The organism is Actinacidiphila epipremni (assembly GCF_012034175.1).
Taxonomy (GTDB): domain Bacteria; phylum Actinomycetota; class Actinomycetes; order Streptomycetales; family Streptomycetaceae; genus Actinacidiphila; species Actinacidiphila epipremni.
The window spans coordinates 1-15,050 of sequence record NZ_JAATEJ010000001.1; the positions used below are offsets into that span (position 1 = coordinate 1).

General features: G+C 72.3%; 11 protein-coding genes. 8 read left to right on the top strand and 3 right to left on the bottom strand.

The annotated features are described in order from the left end of the window. Positions 1-158: 158 nt before the first annotated feature. Positions 159-1,571, bottom strand: a complete 1,413-nt coding sequence (locus tag HCN08_RS00005) for a hypothetical protein (RefSeq protein WP_167980702.1) — start codon at positions 1,569-1,571, stop codon at positions 159-161. Positions 1,572-1,679: 108 nt separating this feature from the next. Between HCN08_RS00005 and mtnA the strand changes: the two genes are divergently transcribed. From mtnA to HCN08_RS00040, 7 genes are all read left to right on the top strand, one after another. Next, a complete protein-coding gene (gene mtnA, locus HCN08_RS00010; protein ID WP_167980703.1) occupies positions 1,680-2,744 on the top strand; it encodes an S-methyl-5-thioribose-1-phosphate isomerase in 1,065 nt (354 codons plus the stop codon). Positions 2,745-2,891: 147 nt separating this feature from the next. Continuing rightward, entirely contained in the window at positions 2,892-3,581 is a 690-nt protein-coding gene (gene mtrA, locus HCN08_RS00015) for an MtrAB system response regulator MtrA (RefSeq protein WP_106966605.1), read from the top strand. A 1-nt stretch (position 3,582) separates the two neighbouring features. Next, entirely contained in the window at positions 3,583-5,529 is a 1,947-nt protein-coding gene (gene mtrB / locus HCN08_RS00020) for an MtrAB system histidine kinase MtrB (protein ID WP_167980704.1), read from the top strand. Next, positions 5,529-7,373: an LpqB family beta-propeller domain-containing protein gene (locus tag HCN08_RS00025; RefSeq protein ID WP_240969649.1), complete on the top strand. Its 1,845-nt coding sequence runs from the start codon at positions 5,529-5,531 to the stop codon at positions 7,371-7,373. The genes mtrB and HCN08_RS00025 overlap by 1 nt, the downstream gene beginning before the upstream one ends. Before the next feature lie 130 nt (positions 7,374-7,503). After that, positions 7,504-8,181, top strand: coding sequence for a ComF family protein (locus tag HCN08_RS00030; RefSeq protein ID WP_167980705.1), 678 nt, complete (start codon positions 7,504-7,506; stop codon positions 8,179-8,181). A 305-nt stretch (positions 8,182-8,486) separates the two neighbouring features. After that, positions 8,487-9,173, top strand: coding sequence for a ribosome hibernation-promoting factor, HPF/YfiA family (gene hpf, locus HCN08_RS00035; RefSeq protein WP_322974142.1), 687 nt, complete (start codon positions 8,487-8,489; stop codon positions 9,171-9,173). A 155-nt stretch (positions 9,174-9,328) separates the two neighbouring features. Next, positions 9,329-10,057 (top strand): response regulator, encoded by a 729-nt coding sequence (locus HCN08_RS00040; protein WP_167980706.1) that lies wholly within the window; start codon positions 9,329-9,331, stop codon positions 10,055-10,057. A gap of 55 nt (positions 10,058-10,112) precedes the next feature. On the opposite strand, the gene HCN08_RS00045 is transcribed toward HCN08_RS00040, so the two are convergent. Further along, complete coding sequence (locus HCN08_RS00045) at positions 10,113-11,300, bottom strand: winged helix-turn-helix domain-containing protein (protein WP_206318172.1); 1,188 nt, start codon at positions 11,298-11,300, stop codon at positions 10,113-10,115. Between the two features lie 80 nt (positions 11,301-11,380). After that, positions 11,381-11,983 (bottom strand): GNAT family N-acetyltransferase, encoded by a 603-nt coding sequence (locus tag HCN08_RS00050; protein WP_167980708.1) that lies wholly within the window; start codon positions 11,981-11,983, stop codon positions 11,381-11,383. A 223-nt stretch (positions 11,984-12,206) separates the two neighbouring features. On the opposite strand from HCN08_RS00050, the gene secA reads away from it, so the two are divergent. Further along, entirely contained in the window at positions 12,207-15,011 is a 2,805-nt protein-coding gene (secA, locus tag HCN08_RS00055) for a preprotein translocase subunit SecA (RefSeq protein ID WP_167980709.1), read from the top strand. Positions 15,012-15,050 lie beyond the last annotated feature (39 nt).

Sequence of the window (15,050 nt, forward strand, 5' to 3'; positions counted from 1 at the left end):
AAATATTGGGAGCCCTGGCTCCGGGAGAAATCTCGGAGCCAGGGCTCTTTTGCGTTGCCCGGCTCACCTTCTCCCGCACGCTTCCCCGTCTCCTGCACATCCCACCCGGGCGTACAGGAGACGGGGAAAGGGGAAAAGGGAGCGGGAGAAGGCCGCCCTCAGCGGATGTCGGCCGGGGTGGCCGTCGTGTATCCGGGGACCTTCGCCGCGCGGGCGAGGTCCAGGTCGAGGGCTTCGCGGCGGATACGCTGGTCGATGTACAGCAGGGAGACGGCGCCCGCGCTGACCGGCAGGGTCAGGGTGGAGGCGATGACGGCGCCGATGCCCGAAATGATGACCGTGGGCCAGTCGGCATGGGTTCCGGAGAAGAGCCCGCCGCCTCCGTTGCCGACGCCGTCGGCGATCGCCGAGAACGGCAGCTCGATGACGACGGACGCGAAAGCAGTGACGAGCAGGGCGAGCAGCTGCACGCCGAGGACGCGCCACCACGAGCCCATGACGAGCTTCGTCGAGCGCTTCACCGCCTCCTTGACGCCCTGCTTCTCGAGCATCAGGGCCGGCGCCGCCAGGCTCCAGAGGTTCCACTGCCATACGGCCACGACCGTCCCCACCAGCACGCCGAGGGAGGCGAGCGAGGCGCCGGCGGACTCGCCGCCGGCCAGGGCGATCAGCACACCGGGGAGCGCGGGGACCGCGACGATCGCGAGCAGCCCGAACGGGAGCAGCACCGCGAGTCCGCCGAGGCGGGCCAGCCGGGGGCGGACGTCGCGCCAGGCGTCCCGCAGCGGGGCGGGGCGGCCGAGGACGGCGCGGCTGATGAGCACGGTCAGCAGGCCGGAGGCGAGGACGATGCCGATCAGGCTGGTGACGAGCACGAGCAGGGACGCCGCGGCGCTGCTGCCGAGCGCGTGGAGGATGTCGCTCACGCTCGGGTCGGACTCGCGGTTGAGGTCGTCGATGCCGGAGTCGTCGATGAGGAATCCGCTGACGATCGCGTTGACGGTCTCGGTGACCAGCGCGACGCCGAACGACAGCGCCACAGCGGTGCGCCAGTGCAGCCGCAGGGTGGCGAAGGCGCCGCTGAGGATCTGCCCGACGTCCAGGGGACGCAGCGGGACGACGCCGGGCTGCGGTGCGGACGGACCGGGGCCGTAACCGGGCGCCGGCGCGCCGTACGGGGCGCTCGGGCCCCAGCGCGGGCCGCCGCCCTGCTGCGGGGGCGGCGGCGGGGCCCACTGCCGGCCCCAGCCGCCGGCGGGCGGGTGCGGGGCCTGGGGGGCCTGGTCCGGTTCCGCCGTCGTCGGCGCGGTCGGCGCGGCCGGCTGCTCCGGGGTGGGCGCGGCGGGCGGGGACGCCTGGTGCCATGGCCCGGGCGGGGGCTGCCGCTGCGACCACGCACCGCCGGGCGGCGGCGTGGGGCTGCTGCCCGCGTCGCTGCCCGCGTTGTCGCCGGAGGCGGTGGCGGAGGCGTCGGTGTCCGCCGCGGGGGGCGTGCTGTCGGGGCTGTCGCCGCTGCCCGGTTCCGGGGAGCCGGAGGATCCGGGCGTTGCCCAGCCCGGAGTGTTGGTCATCGGAGGCTGCCCTTTCGTATGTCCTGTGTGCTGCGTGTGCTCTGCTGCTACTCGCGCCATCGTGTCACGGGCTGCCGCTGGTCGGGCGGGGCAGGGCAGACTGGACGGATGGATGATCACCTCGTGCAAACCGGTCAGGCCGCCGTTCCCGCGCTGCGGTGGGAGGAGCCGCCGGACGGCCCGGTCCTGGTGCTCCTCGACCAGACGCGGCTGCCGCGGGAGGAGGTCGAGCTGGCCTGTACGGACGTTCCGGCGCTGGTCGCGGCGATACGCTCGCTCGCCGTGCGCGGGGCTCCGCTGCTGGGGCTGGCGGGCGCGTACGGCGTCGCCCTGGCGGCTGCGCGGGGCTACGACGTGGAGGACGCGGCGGATCTGCTGGCACACGCGCGCCCCACGGCGGTGAATCTGGGCTACGGGGTGCGGCGGGCGCTGGCCGCCTACCGTGCCGCGGAGCCGGGCGGTGCCGCGGCTGCGGCGCTTGCCGAGGCACGGGCCCTGCACGCCGAGGACGCGGCGGCGAGCGCGGCCATGGCGCGGCACGGCGTGCAGCTGCTCGCGGAGCTGGCGCCCGGCGGCAGCTACCGTCTCCTGACGCACTGCAACACCGGCGCCCTGGTGTCCGGCGGCAACGGGACGGCGCTGGGCGTGGCGTTCGCGCTGCATGGCTCCGGGCAGCTGCGGCGGCTGTGGGTGGACGAGACGCGTCCGCTGCTCCAGGGCTCGCGCCTGACGGCGTACGAGGCGGCGCGCGCGGGGATGCCGTACACGCTGCTCGCGGACAACGCGGCGGGGTCGCTCTTCGCGGCGGGGAAGGTGGACGCGGTGCTGGTCGGGGCGGACCGGATCGCCGCGGACGGTTCGACGGCGAACAAGGTGGGGAGTTACCCGCTGGCGGTGCTCGCCCGCTATCACCATGTGCCGTTCGTGGTGGTGGCGCCGTCGACGACGGTCGATCCGGCGACGCCGGACGGGGCCGGGATCGAGGTGGAGCAGCGCCCGGGGAGCGAGGTGACGGATCTGGCGCCGTCACCACTGGGCGCTCGGGCCTATAATCCGGCTTTCGATGTCACACCGCCCGAACTGATCACCGCGATCGTCACCGAGTACGGCGTGGCGTCACCCGTGACGGCCGACAGTCTCGCGTCGGTGTGTGTACAGCAGTCCACTCGGTGACGCTCCGCGCATCGTTGATCGCGGAGCGGGCCGTTCGTTATCCACAGGCTGCAATGGGGGGCAGCGCAACCAGGTACGAACCGGGGACAATGGTCGCATACCGTGACCTTGGTCACCAAAGGTCACCAATATCGATATGCAAATGGGATGATGGTCGGTATGAAGGGACGTGTCCTGGTCGTCGACGACGACACCGCGCTGTCAGAGATGCTCGGCATCGTGCTGCGTGGAGAGGGTTTCGAGCCGTCGTTCTGTGCTGACGGCGACAAGGCGCTGGCTGCTTTCCGGGAGGCCAAGCCGGATCTCGTGCTGCTCGACCTGATGCTGCCGGGTCGGGACGGCATCGACGTGTGCCGGCAGATCCGGGCGGAGTCCGGTGTCCCGATCGTGATGCTCACGGCCAAGAGCGACACCGTGGACGTGGTGGTCGGGCTGGAGTCCGGTGCCGATGACTACGTCATCAAGCCGTTCAAGCCCAAGGAGCTGGTGGCGCGGGTCAGGGCCCGGCTGCGCAGGGCCGAGGAGCCGACGCCGGAGCAGCTGACGATCGGCGATCTGGTGATCGACGTGGCGGGCCACTCCGTCAAGCGCGACGGGCAGCCGATCGCGCTCACGCCGCTGGAGTTCGACCTGCTGGTCGCGCTCGCCCGCAAGCCCTGGCAGGTCTTCACCCGTGAGGTGCTGCTGGAGCAGGTGTGGGGTTACCGCCACGCGGCGGACACCCGCCTGGTGAACGTGCATGTGCAGCGGCTGCGCTCCAAGGTCGAGCAGGACCCGGAGCGCCCGGAGATCGTCGTGACCGTCCGCGGTGTCGGTTACAAGGCGGGGCCGGGCTGAGATGTTCGCGTCGTACGAGCGCGGGCGGCTGGAGAGCCGGCTCGGGGACCCGTTGCGGGGCCTCGTGCCGGTCATCCGGTCGTGCGTGCGCTGGGCACGGCGGCCCCTGCAGCCGGCGTCCCGGCTGTGGCGGCGCAATCTCCAGCTCCGGGTGGTCGCCTTCACGCTGCTGATGTCGGTCGGCGTGGTCCTGCTGCTCGGCTTCGTCGTGATCGGCCAGGTGCGCAACGGGCTGCTGGACGCCAAGGAGAAGGCGTCGGAGAAGCAGGCCGGCAGCGGGTTCTCCATCGCCCAGCAGATGGCGGTCCAGTCCGGGCAGGCGCAGGGGAGCCAGGACGGGCCGGACGCCACGCAGCCGACCCAGTCGGGCGGCTGGCTGACCGATCTGGTCAACCAGCTCAGCAGCGGCGGCAAGGACGTCTTCTGGGTCTTCACGCTCAGCCCCGGAGCCGAGTCGTCGAGCACGCTCGGCAGCGGCGACGACAATCCGCACGGGCCCCGCACGTCGGCCCACGGGGAGCCCGCGACGACCATCTCCAAGGCGCTCAGCGACGCCCTGGAGACGCATGTCGGCGCCCTCAAGCAGTACACCAAGCTCCACACCGACAACGCCCCGCCGCGTGACGCGCTCGCGGTCGGCAAGCGGCTGACGGACCCGAACGGCAATGCGTACCAGCTCTACTACGTCTTCCCCTTCGACCAGGAGGAGAAGACTCTCGGACTGGTCAAGGGCACTTTGGCGACGGCCGGGATATTCGTGGTGGTGCTGCTCGGCGCCATCGCGTGGCTGGTGACGCGCCAGGTGGTCACGCCGGTGCGGATGGCGGCCGGGATCGCCGAGCGGCTCGCGTCGGGCCGGCTCCAGGAGCGTATGCAGGTCACCGGCGAGGACGACATCGCGCGGCTCGGTGAGTCGTTCAACAAGATGGCGCAGAGTCTGCAGGTCAAGATCCAGCAGTTGGAGGACCTGTCGCGGATGCAGCGGCGTTTCGTCTCCGACGTGTCGCACGAGCTGCGCACGCCGCTGACGACGGTGCGGATGGCGGCGGACGTCATCCATGACGCGCGCGAGGACTTCGACCCGGTGACGGCCCGGTCGGCCGAGCTGCTGCAGAACCAGCTGGACCGCTTCGAGTCGCTGCTGTCGGACCTGCTGGAGATCAGCAGGTTCGACGCGGGCGCGGCGGAGCTGGCGGCCGAGCCGATAGACCTGCGCGACGTCGTACGGCGGGTGGTGGACGCCGCGGAGCCGCTGGCCGAGCGCAAGGGCAGCAATGTGCTGATCCGCGGCGACGCCCAGCCGGTGATCGCCGAGGCCGATCCGCGCCGGGTCGAGCGGGTGCTGCGCAATCTGGTGGTCAACGCGATCGAGCACGGCGACGGCCGTGACGTGGTGGTGCACCTGGCGACGGCGGACGGCGCGGTCGCGGTCGCGGTGCGCGACTACGGCGTCGGGCTCAAGCCCGGCGAGGCGACCCGGGTGTTCAACCGGTTCTGGCGCGCCGACCCGGCGCGGGCGCGCACCACGGGCGGCACCGGCCTCGGCCTGTCGATCGCGGTGGAGGACGCCCGGCTGCACGGCGGCTGGCTCCAGGCATGGGGTGAGCCGGGTGGCGGCTCGCAGTTCCGTATGACGCTGCCGCGGACCGCCGGCGAGAGCCTGCGCGGGTCACCGATCCCGCTGGAGCCGGAGGACTCGCGCCGCAACCGCGCCCGCGCCGCGTCCGGGGCCAAGGGGGCGCGCGGGTCGGGGACCGTGCCCGTACCGCGGGCAGGGGCTGCCGGTGACGGGCACAGCAGGGACGCGGGGCCGCGCCGGCCGCCGCTGATACCGCCGATGCCCAGTGCCGCGCCGGCCCGGCCGCCGACGGCCGATCCGGCCGCGCTGCCGGGCAGCGGGTCGCGGGTGGTCGAGCGCAAGGAAGCCGTGCGGGAGGAAGACGTCTGATGGCAGGCATGGGGGGCCGGACGGGCCGGAAGGGCCGGATGGTCAGGGGCGGGACGCTGGGCGCGTGCGCCGTGCTGCTGCTGGCCGGCTGCGCCTCGATGCCCAGCTCCGGGGAGGTCCGCAAGGTCGACAACGGCCAGCAGGCGGACGGCGACACGCAGGTGCAGGTCTTCGGCATCCCCCCGCACCCGGGCGACAGCCCCTCGGAGATCGTCAACGGCTTCCTGGAGGCCACCACCAGCGGTGAGGCCAACTTCGCCACCGCCAAGAAGTACCTGGCGACCGGCCTGCAGAAGAGCTGGGACCCGCTGGCCGGCATCACCGTGCTCTCCGGCGGCCCGACGAGCAAGGCGGATCTCGACCTCGATCCCAAGGCGGTCCGCACCCAGGTCGCGCTGTCGGGAGCCAAGGCGGCGTCGGTGGACGCCCGGCATGCCTACACTCCCGCGCCCGGCAGTTTCGACATCAACATCGGCCTGGTCAAGCAGGGCACCGAGTGGCGGATCTCCGACCTGCCGCCCGGACTGATCCTGACCGCGGCGGACTTCCGGCGCATATACCACTCGGTGAACATGTACTACTTCGCCCGGGCCGGTGCGGACGAGCGCCGCTCGGGCGCCCGGCAGGAGGCACTGGTCGCCGACCCGGTGTACCTGCGCCAGCAGCAGCCGGACGCGCTGGCCAGCGCGTTGCAGGCGCTGTTGGAGGGGCCGTCGGCATGGCTGGCGCCGGTGGTCACGTCGGCCGCGCCTCCCGGAATCGGTCTTGCCGGGAGTGCCGCGTCGGCCGTGACCATGGAGGACTCGCAGCATGTGCGGGTGCAGCTGAACAAGAGCGCGGACGCGCTCACCGGCGACCGCTGCCGGCGGCTGGCGGCGCAGGTCTTCGCCACCGCCCAGAGCCAGGCGTCGGCCAAGCTACTGGCGGTGAACCTGGTGCGGGCCGACGGGTCGCCTGCCTGCGCGCTGAACGCCGACGACGCGCAGGAGTACACGAGCGGCGGCCTTTCCGGCTCCTCAGCCGGGGAGTACTACATCGGCTCCGACCAGCACCAGCTGATGCAGCTCACGCCGGGCGGCACCACGGCCCATCCGGTGCCCGGGCCGTTCGGCGCGGCCAAGGCCGACCTGAGGTCGGTGGCCGTGCGGCGCGACGGAGGGATGGCCGCCGGCGTGAAGACCGACGGGCGGCAGCTGGTCGTGGCCCCGTTGTCCGGTGCCGGGACGGCGGAGGCGGCGCCGCTCACCAGCGCTGCGCAGGACCCCAAGAATGGCCTGAGCGCGCCGAGTTGGGACGGCTTCGGCGATCTGTGGGTCGCCGACCGCAATCCGGCGGTCTCCCGGCTGTACGTGCTGCCGGACGGCACCGGGCAGCCCGCCCAGGTGACCGTGCCCGAGCTGGACGGGCGGATCGAGTCGCTGCGGGTGTCCTCCGACGGGGTGCGGATCGCGCTGGTGGTGGCCGAGGGCGGCATCGACCGGCTCAAGCTGGGCTTGATCGACCGGGCCGGAACCGCCGCGCGGCCGGAGTTCGCCGTGCACGGCCTGCGCGACCTGACGCCGGCGGGCGAGAGCGTCGGCTCGGTGTCGTGGGCGGGCGCGAGCCGGCTGGTGGTGCTCGGCAGCGACCAGGGCGGCGGCGGGCAGCAGATCCAGTACGTCAACACCGACGGCTCCGCGGCCCCCGCGCTGGAGAGCATCGGCGAGGCGGTGTCGGTGGCGGCCTCCGAGGACCCGACGAACCCGCTGCTGGCCTCCTACAACGGCAGCGTCTACTGGCTGCCGGACGACTCGAACTGGAAGAAGGTCACTCCGAAGGGCGACAGCCCCGTCTACCCCGGCTGACCGCCCCCGCCAGGGCCCCGGGCCGACCGCGGGCCGCCCCGGACCTGCGGCCTCGCCACCGCTGCGGGGTTATCCACAGCCTCGAACGAGTGACTGGCAGCGCCCCGCCCGCGACCGCCACAGTGGAGGCATGCGGGGTTGGTGGCAGGAGATCACCGGGCTGGTGCTGCCGGTGGACTGCGCGGGCTGCGGCCTGCCCCGGACGGAGCTGTGCGCGCGGTGCCGGGGGCTGCTGGGCGGGCCGGCCTCGGCGCGGCGGGTGCGCCCGGCGACCGAGCCGCCCGGACTGCCACCGGTCTACGCCGCCGGGCGGTATGGGGACGAGGTGCGGGCCGTGCTCCTGGCGCACAAGGAGCGGGGCGCGCTGGGGCTGGCCCGGCCGCTGGGAATGGCCCTTGCCGGGGCTGTGACGGCGCTGGGCGGCGCCGGGAGCCTGCTGCTGGTGCCAGTGCCCTCGGCGCGGCGGGCAGTGGCCCGGCGGGGCCATGACGCGACCGCGCGGATGGCCCGTGCCGCGGCGGCGGCGCTGCGCGGGCAGGGCGTCGCGGCCCGGTCGGCGGCCGTGCTGCGGCACCGGCGGCTGGTCGCCGACCAGTCGCGGCTCGACGCGCCGGGCAGGCTCGCGAACCTGTCGGGCGCGGTGGAGGCGGTGGGCGGCGCGGCGGCGCTGCTCGCGGCGGCGCCGGTGGTGCTGGTGGACGACCTGATGACCACCGGGACGTCACTGAGCGTGGCCGCACATGCGGTCAGGGCGGCGGGAGGGAGGGTGAAAGGGGCGGCGGTGGTGGCGGGACCCGAGGCCCGCTGAATCCACCCCGACGAGTGTCCTCGCAGGTGACAGCGGTGGGCATTCACCCGAATGGAGGTATCAAGTCGCTGAGGATGCCGACTTCTGCACTCCGGGACTATGTTCGGGGTAGAGGGAAGACAGCGCCACGGGTGATGATCTTCCTCGTGGGGCAGGAGGAGGTGAAAGCCGCAGCTTCGCGGTCCCCGGTCGGCCGGGGAGGCGGAGCGGCAGCCTACGCAGTGCCGGACGGGACTGGTCCCGGGCCGGTTTGGCGAAAGGGACCGCGGCCGAGGTGTCGGCGCGGTCCGGGAACGGAGTTCTGCGTGGACATCGTCGTCAAGGGCCGCAAGACCGAGGTGCCCGAGCGGTTCCGGAAGCACGTGGCCGAGAAGCTTGACAAGATCCAGAAGCTCGACGGCAAGGTGATCAGCCTCGACGTCGAGGTGTCCAAGGAGCTCAACCCGCGGCAGGCGGATCGTTCCGACCGAGTGGAGATCACGCTCAACTCCCGGGGGCCGGTGGTGCGCGCGGAAGCCGCCGCGGCCGACCCGTATGCCGCGCTGGACGTGGCGGTGACGAAGCTGGAGGCGCGGCTGCGCAAGGCCGCGAGCAAGCGCCACACGCGCCGCGGAGCGGGCCGGATCCCCGCCGCGGAGGTGCCCGACGTGGTGTCGGGAGCAGCGCACCTCAACGGGGACGGTGAGCTGGTGGGCGGTCCGTCCGAGCCGGAGGGGGTGCCGACCAAGCGGGTGGGCACGCTCGAAGTGCGCGGCGACGGGCCCCTGGTGGTCCGGGAGAAGACCCACGCCGCGGCCCCGATGGCGCTGGACCAGGCGCTGTACGAGATGGAGCTCGTCGGGCACGACTTCTACCTGTTCGTCGACATCGACACCAAGCAGCCGAGCGTGGTCTACCGCAGGCACGGCTACGACTACGGCGTCATCCATCTCAACTCCGACGCGGCGGTGGCGCAGGCCCCGGCGGGCGCCGGCGGCGGACTGCACCGCTGACGCGGCTGCCTGACGCGCCGTGACGCCGTGACGCGGCGGCAAGACGGTAAGGCCGGCGCGGCGGTGCCCCCGGGTTCGTCCCGGGGGCACCGCCGCGCCGGGACGTGCAATGCTGGACCAGCAGTGGCGAACTGCGGTCTGAGGGGGAGGATCAGATGCCGGACTTCGCGCACCGGGCCGCCGGCGAGGGCGACCGCGACCCCGGTGACGGACCGGAGCCCGACGAGCCGATCCGGGTGCTGGTGGTCGACGACCACGCGTTGTTCCGCCGCGGGCTGGAGATCGTGCTCGCGCAGGAGGAGGACATCCAGGTCGTCGGCGAGGCCGGGGACGGCGCGGAGGCGGTGGAGAAGGCCGCCGACCTGCTGCCCGACATCGTGCTGATGGATGTGCGGATGCCGCGCCGCGGCGGCATCGAGGCATGCACCTCGATCAAGGAGGTGGCCCCCAGCGCCAAGATCATCATGCTGACGATAAGCGACGAGGAAGCCGACCTCTACGAGGCGATCAAGGCCGGCGCGACCGGCTACCTGCTCAAGGAGATCTCCACCGACGAGGTCGCCACCGCGATCCGCGCGGTCGCCGACGGGCAGTCGCAGATCAGCCCGTCGATGGCGTCCAAGCTGCTCACCGAGTTCAAGTCGATGATCCAGCGCACCGACGAGCGGCGGCTGCTGCCGGCCCCCAGGCTCACCGACCGGGAGCTGGAGGTGCTCAAGCTGGTGGCGACCGGGCTGAACAACCGCGACATCGCCAAGGAGCTCTTCATCAGCGAGAACACCGTGAAGAACCATGTGCGCAACATCCTGGAGAAGCTGCAGCTGCACTCCCGGATGGAGGCCGTGGTCTACGCGATGCGGGAGAAGATCCTGGAGATCCGCTGACCCGTGCGCGCAGGGCCCGCCCCGGACCGGGCGGGCCCGTACGGCGGCCGGCCGGTCAGCGGCGGTCGTGGGTGAGCTTGACGGCGCCGACCAGCGCCTCGCGCAGCGTCTCCGGCACCACCCGCTCCACCCGGGCCTCGACGCAGCCCACCCAGCCCGCCGCCTCGGCGAGGGCGTCGGCCGCGGGCTGCACCGCCTTCGGCCCGTCCAGCGTCACCTGCCGGGCGATCAGCGTCCTGCCCTCCCGCGCCGGGTCGACCCGGCCCACCAACCGCCCGCCGGCCAGCAGCGGCATCGCGAAGTAGCCGTGCACCCGCTTGGCCTTGGGGGTGTACGCCTCCAGCCGGTGGGTGAAGCCGAAGATCCGCTCGGTGCGCGGCCGGTCCCACACCAGCGAGTCGAACGGCGACAGCAGGGTCGTACGGTGCCGGCCGCGCACCGGGGCGGCCAGCGCCGCCGGATCGGCCCACGCGGGCTTGCCCCAGCCCTCGACCTCGACCGGCACCAGGCCCGTGTCGTCGATGACCGCGGCGACCTCCTCGCCCTTGAGTCGGTGGTAGTCCGCGAGGTCCGCCCGGGTCGCCACCCCCATCGCGGCCCCGGCCTGCGCGACGAGCCGCCGGATGCACTCGGTGTCGTCGAGGTCGTCGTGCAGCAGCTCGCCGGGGACGGCGCGCTCGGCCAGGTTGTAGACCCGCTTCCAGCCGCGCCGGGTGGTGCACACGACCTCGCCGGTGTCCAGCAGCCACTCCACGGCGATCTTCGTCTCCGACCAGTCCCACCACGGGCCGCCGTTCTTCGCGCCGCCCAGCTCCGTGGACGTCAGCGGCCCGTCCGCCTTCAGCCGGTCCAGGACCGCGGCGCACGACCGCTCGGCGTCGGCCAGCACGTGCCAGCGGTGGCCGCGCGCCCGCCGCGCCCGGCGGCGGAAGGCGAAGTGCGGCCACTCCTCGACGGGCAGGATGCACGCGGCGTGCGACCAGTACTCGAAGGAGTGGCCGTCCGACCAGTACGCCTGCTCCACCGCCTGCCGGCCGACCGCGCCGAGCCGCGCGTAAGGGATCAGCTCGTGCGAGCGGGCGAGCACCGAGATGGTGTCCAGCTGCACCGCGCCCAGCGCGCGCAGCACTCCGCGGACGCCGGCCCGCCGGTCGGGGGCGCCGACGAACCCCTGGGCGCGCAGCGCGATCCTGCGGGCCTCGTCGGCGGAGAGGGAGAGCTGGGGCGGTGGCAGCACTGTCATGGCGGCAAGGCTAGAACCCGCCACTGACAATCACCCCTGACCTGCGCGGACTCCACCGTCCACCGGGCCGTACGACCCGCTCAGGCCGCCGCCCGCGCGGGGTCGTACGGCAGATAGGGGGCGGCCTGCCCGAGGCCGAGGTCGCCGGGCAGCAGCGAGCCGGACCAGGCGTCGCGGCGCGTGCCGTTGTGCACGACCTTGGCGCGTACCGTCCCCTCCATCACGAAGCCGATCTTCCGCGCGACCGCCCGCGACCCCTCGTTGCCGGCCTCGGCGTACCACTCCAGCCGCTCCACGCCGAGCTGCTCGAAGGCCCAGCGGCACACCGCGAGGCCCGCCTCGGCGGTGTAGCCCCTGCCGCGCTGCTCCTTGACCGTCCAGTAGCCCAGCTCCGCCTGCCGCGTCGGCGCGGCCAGCTGCCCGAGCCGGACCAGTCCCATGGAGCTGACGAGCGCGCCGCCGTCGCGGGTGAAGACGCCGAAGTTGTACAGGCTGTCCTCGCGCCACCCCTGCGGGGAGATCCGCTCCACGAACTCCACTGCGTGCTCGCGTGTGTACGGAGCGGGTACGCTGGTCCAGCGCGGGATCTCCGGGTCCTGGCACGCGGCATGGACGGCGTCCACGTCGCGGGGTGCCAGCGGGCGCAGCAGCAGTCGCTCGGTCGTCAGCGTCACGGGCTCCATGGAGTGGCGCACCTTTCCACGAGGGGAAATTCCGGGGTCGAAGGACCTCCGGCCGAGTATCGCGGGCCTCAGGAGCCCCGGAAAACCGTTTTGCCGCCGCCGGGCCTCCCGGCCCGCTGGTCTCCTCGCTTACGATGGCCGTTGCAGCAGGGCCCGGCAGACAAACCCCGCTGTGCCGCGCGCGGCAACCGCGCCAGGCCCGACCGGCAAGGAGCCAGCCTACGTGTCCGTCATCACCAAGATCATGCGTGCAGGCGAAGGCAAGATCCTGCGCAAGCTGCACCGCATCGCGGACCAGGTCAATTCCATCGAAGAGGACTTCGAGAACCTTTCCGATGCCGAGCTGCGGGCGCTCACCGACGAGTACAAAGAGCGGTACGAGAACGGCGAGAGCCTGGACGACCTGCTTCCCGAGGCGTTCGCGACCGTACGCGAAGCGGCCCGGCGCGTTCTGGGCCAGCGGCACTACGACGTGCAGTTGATGGGTGGCGCCGCCCTGCACCTGGGGTACGTCGCCGAGATGCGCACCGGCGAGGGCAAGACGCTGGTCGGCACCCTGCCCGCGTACCTGAACGCGCTGTCCGGCAAGGGCGTGCACCTGATCACCGTCAACGACTACCTCGCCGAGCGCGACTCGGAGTGGATGGGCCGGGTGCACCGCTTCCTCGGCCTGGAGGTCGGCTGCATCCTGGCCAACCAGTCGCCCGCCGAGCGCCGGGTGCAGTACGCCTGCGACATCACCTACGGCACCAACAACGAGTTCGGCTTCGACTACCTCCGGGACAACATGGCCTGGTCGAAGGACGAACTGGTCCAGCGCGGCCACAACTTCGCCATCGTCGACGAGGTCGACTCGATCCTGGTGGACGAGGCCCGTACCCCGCTGATCATCTCCGGCCCCGCCGACCAGGCCACCAAGTGGTACAGCGACTTCGCGCGCCTGGTGCGCCGGCTGGACCGCGGCGAGGCCGGCGGCATCGGCAAGGAGGAGACCGGCGACTACGACGTCGACGAGAAGAAGCGCACCGTCGCCATCCACGAGTCGGGTGTCGCCAAGGTCGAGGACTGGCTGGGCATCGACAACCTCTACGAGTCGGTCAACACCCCGCTCGTCGGTTATCTGAACAACGCCATCAAGGCCAAGGAGCTCTACAAGAACGACAAGGACTACGTCGTCATCGACGGCGAGGTCATGATCGTCGACGAGCACACCGGCCGTATCCTCGCCGGCCGCCGCTACAACGAGGGCATGCACCAGGCCATCGAGGCGAAGGAGGGCGTCGACATCAAGGACGAGAACCAGACGCTCGCCACGATCACCCTGCAGAACTTCTTCCGGCTGTACGACAAGCTGTCCGGCATGACCGGTACGGCCATGACCGAGGCCGCCGAGTTCCACCAGATCTACAAGCTCGGCGTGGTGCCGATCCCGACGCACCGCGCGGTGGCCCGGCTGGACCGCCCGGACCTGATCTACCGCACCGAGGAAGCGAAGTTCGCGGCCGTCGTCGAGGACATCGTGGAGAAGCACGAGAAGGGCCAGCCGGTGCTGGTCGGCACCGTGTCGGTGGAGAAGTCGGAGTACCTGTCGGCGCAGCTGTCCAAGCGCGGTGTGCCGCACGAGGTGCTCAACGCCAAGCAGCACGACCGTGAGGCGTCGATCGTCGCGCAGGCCGGCCGCAAGGGCGCGGTCACCGTCGCCACCAACATGGCCGGCCGCGGCACCGACATCAAGCTCGGCGGCAACCCCGACGACCTCGCCGAGGCCGAGCTGCGGCAGCGCGGCCTGGACCCGGTCGAGCACGTCGAGGAGTGGGCCGCGGCCCTCCCGGCGGCCCTGGAGCGCGCCGAGGAGGCCGTCAAGGCCGAGCACGAAGAGGTCAAGGACCTCGGCGGGCTGTACGTGCTGGGCACCGAGCGGCACGAGTCGCGGCGGATCGACAACCAGCTGCGCGGCCGTTCCGGCCGGCAGGGCGACCCGGGCGAGTCCCGGTTCTACCTCTCGCTCGGCGACGACCTGATGCGGCTGTTCAAGGCGCAGATGGTCGAGCGCGTGATGTCCATGGCCAATGTGCCCGACGACGTGCCGATCGAGAACAAGATGGTCACCCGCGCGATCGCGTCGGCCCAGTCGCAGGTCGAGCAGCAGAACTTCGAGATCCGCAAGAACGTCCTGAAGTACGACGAGGTCCTCAACCGGCAGCGCGAGGTCATCTACGGCGAGCGCCGCCGCGTCCTGGAGGGCGAGGACCTGCACGAGCAGGTGCAGCACTTCATGGACGACACGATCGACGCCTACATCGACGCCGAGACGCGCGAGGGCTTCGCCGAGGACTGGGACCTGGACCGGCTCTGGGGCGCGTTCAAGCAGCTCTACCCGGTGAAGGTCACCGTCGACGAGCTGGAGGAGGAGGCCGGCGACCGCGCCGGGCTCACCGCCGAGTTCATCGCGGAGGCCGTCAAGGAGGACATCCACGAGCAGTACGCCGAGCGGGAGAAGCAGCTCGGCGAGGAGATCATGCGCGAGCTGGAGCGGCGCGTGGTCCTGTCGGTGCTGGACCGCAAGTGGCGCGAGCACCTGTACGAGATGGACTACCTCCAGGAGGGCATCGGCCTGCGGGCCATGGCGCAGCGCGACCCGCTGGTGGAGTACCAGCGCGAGGGCTTCGACATGTTCACCGCCATGATGGACGGCATCAAGGAGGAGTCCGTCGGCTACCTGTTCAACCTGGAGGTCCAGGTCGAGCAGCAGGTCGAGGAGGTCCCGGTGGCCGCCGAGGCCGAGGTCGAGGACGCGGTGCCGTCGCTGGTCAAGGAGCGCCCGGAGATCCGCGCCAAGGGCCTGGACGCCCCCAAGCGGGCCGACCGGCTGCACTTCTCCGCGCCGTCGGTGGACGGCGAGGGCGGGGTCGTCGAGGGCGAGTTCGCGGGCGCCCCGGCCGACGCCGCGCCGGCCGCGGCCGAGGACGGCTCGACGCGCGCCGAGCGGCGCAAGGCCGCCAAGGGCGGGCGGCGCCGCAAGAAGTAGGCAGCGCCGCCGCCGGTGCGCGGCGGCAGGGCACACCGG

Coding starts and splice junctions, on each gene's coding strand:
- HCN08_RS00005 (WP_167980702.1), bottom strand. CDS start 1,571: ATGACCAACACTCCGGGCTGGGCAACGCCCGGATCCTCCGGCTCCCCG.
- mtnA (WP_167980703.1), top strand. CDS start 1,680: ATGGATGATCACCTCGTGCAAACCGGTCAGGCCGCCGTTCCCGCGCTG.
- mtrA (WP_106966605.1), top strand. CDS start 2,892: ATGATGGTCGGTATGAAGGGACGTGTCCTGGTCGTCGACGACGACACC.
- mtrB (WP_167980704.1), top strand. CDS start 3,583: ATGTTCGCGTCGTACGAGCGCGGGCGGCTGGAGAGCCGGCTCGGGGAC.
- HCN08_RS00025 (WP_240969649.1), top strand. CDS start 5,529: ATGGCAGGCATGGGGGGCCGGACGGGCCGGAAGGGCCGGATGGTCAGG.
- HCN08_RS00030 (WP_167980705.1), top strand. CDS start 7,504: ATGCGGGGTTGGTGGCAGGAGATCACCGGGCTGGTGCTGCCGGTGGAC.
- HCN08_RS00040 (WP_167980706.1), top strand. CDS start 9,329: ATGCCGGACTTCGCGCACCGGGCCGCCGGCGAGGGCGACCGCGACCCC.
- HCN08_RS00045 (WP_206318172.1), bottom strand. CDS start 11,300: ATGACAGTGCTGCCACCGCCCCAGCTCTCCCTCTCCGCCGACGAGGCC.
- HCN08_RS00050 (WP_167980708.1), bottom strand. CDS start 11,983: ATGGAGCCCGTGACGCTGACGACCGAGCGACTGCTGCTGCGCCCGCTG.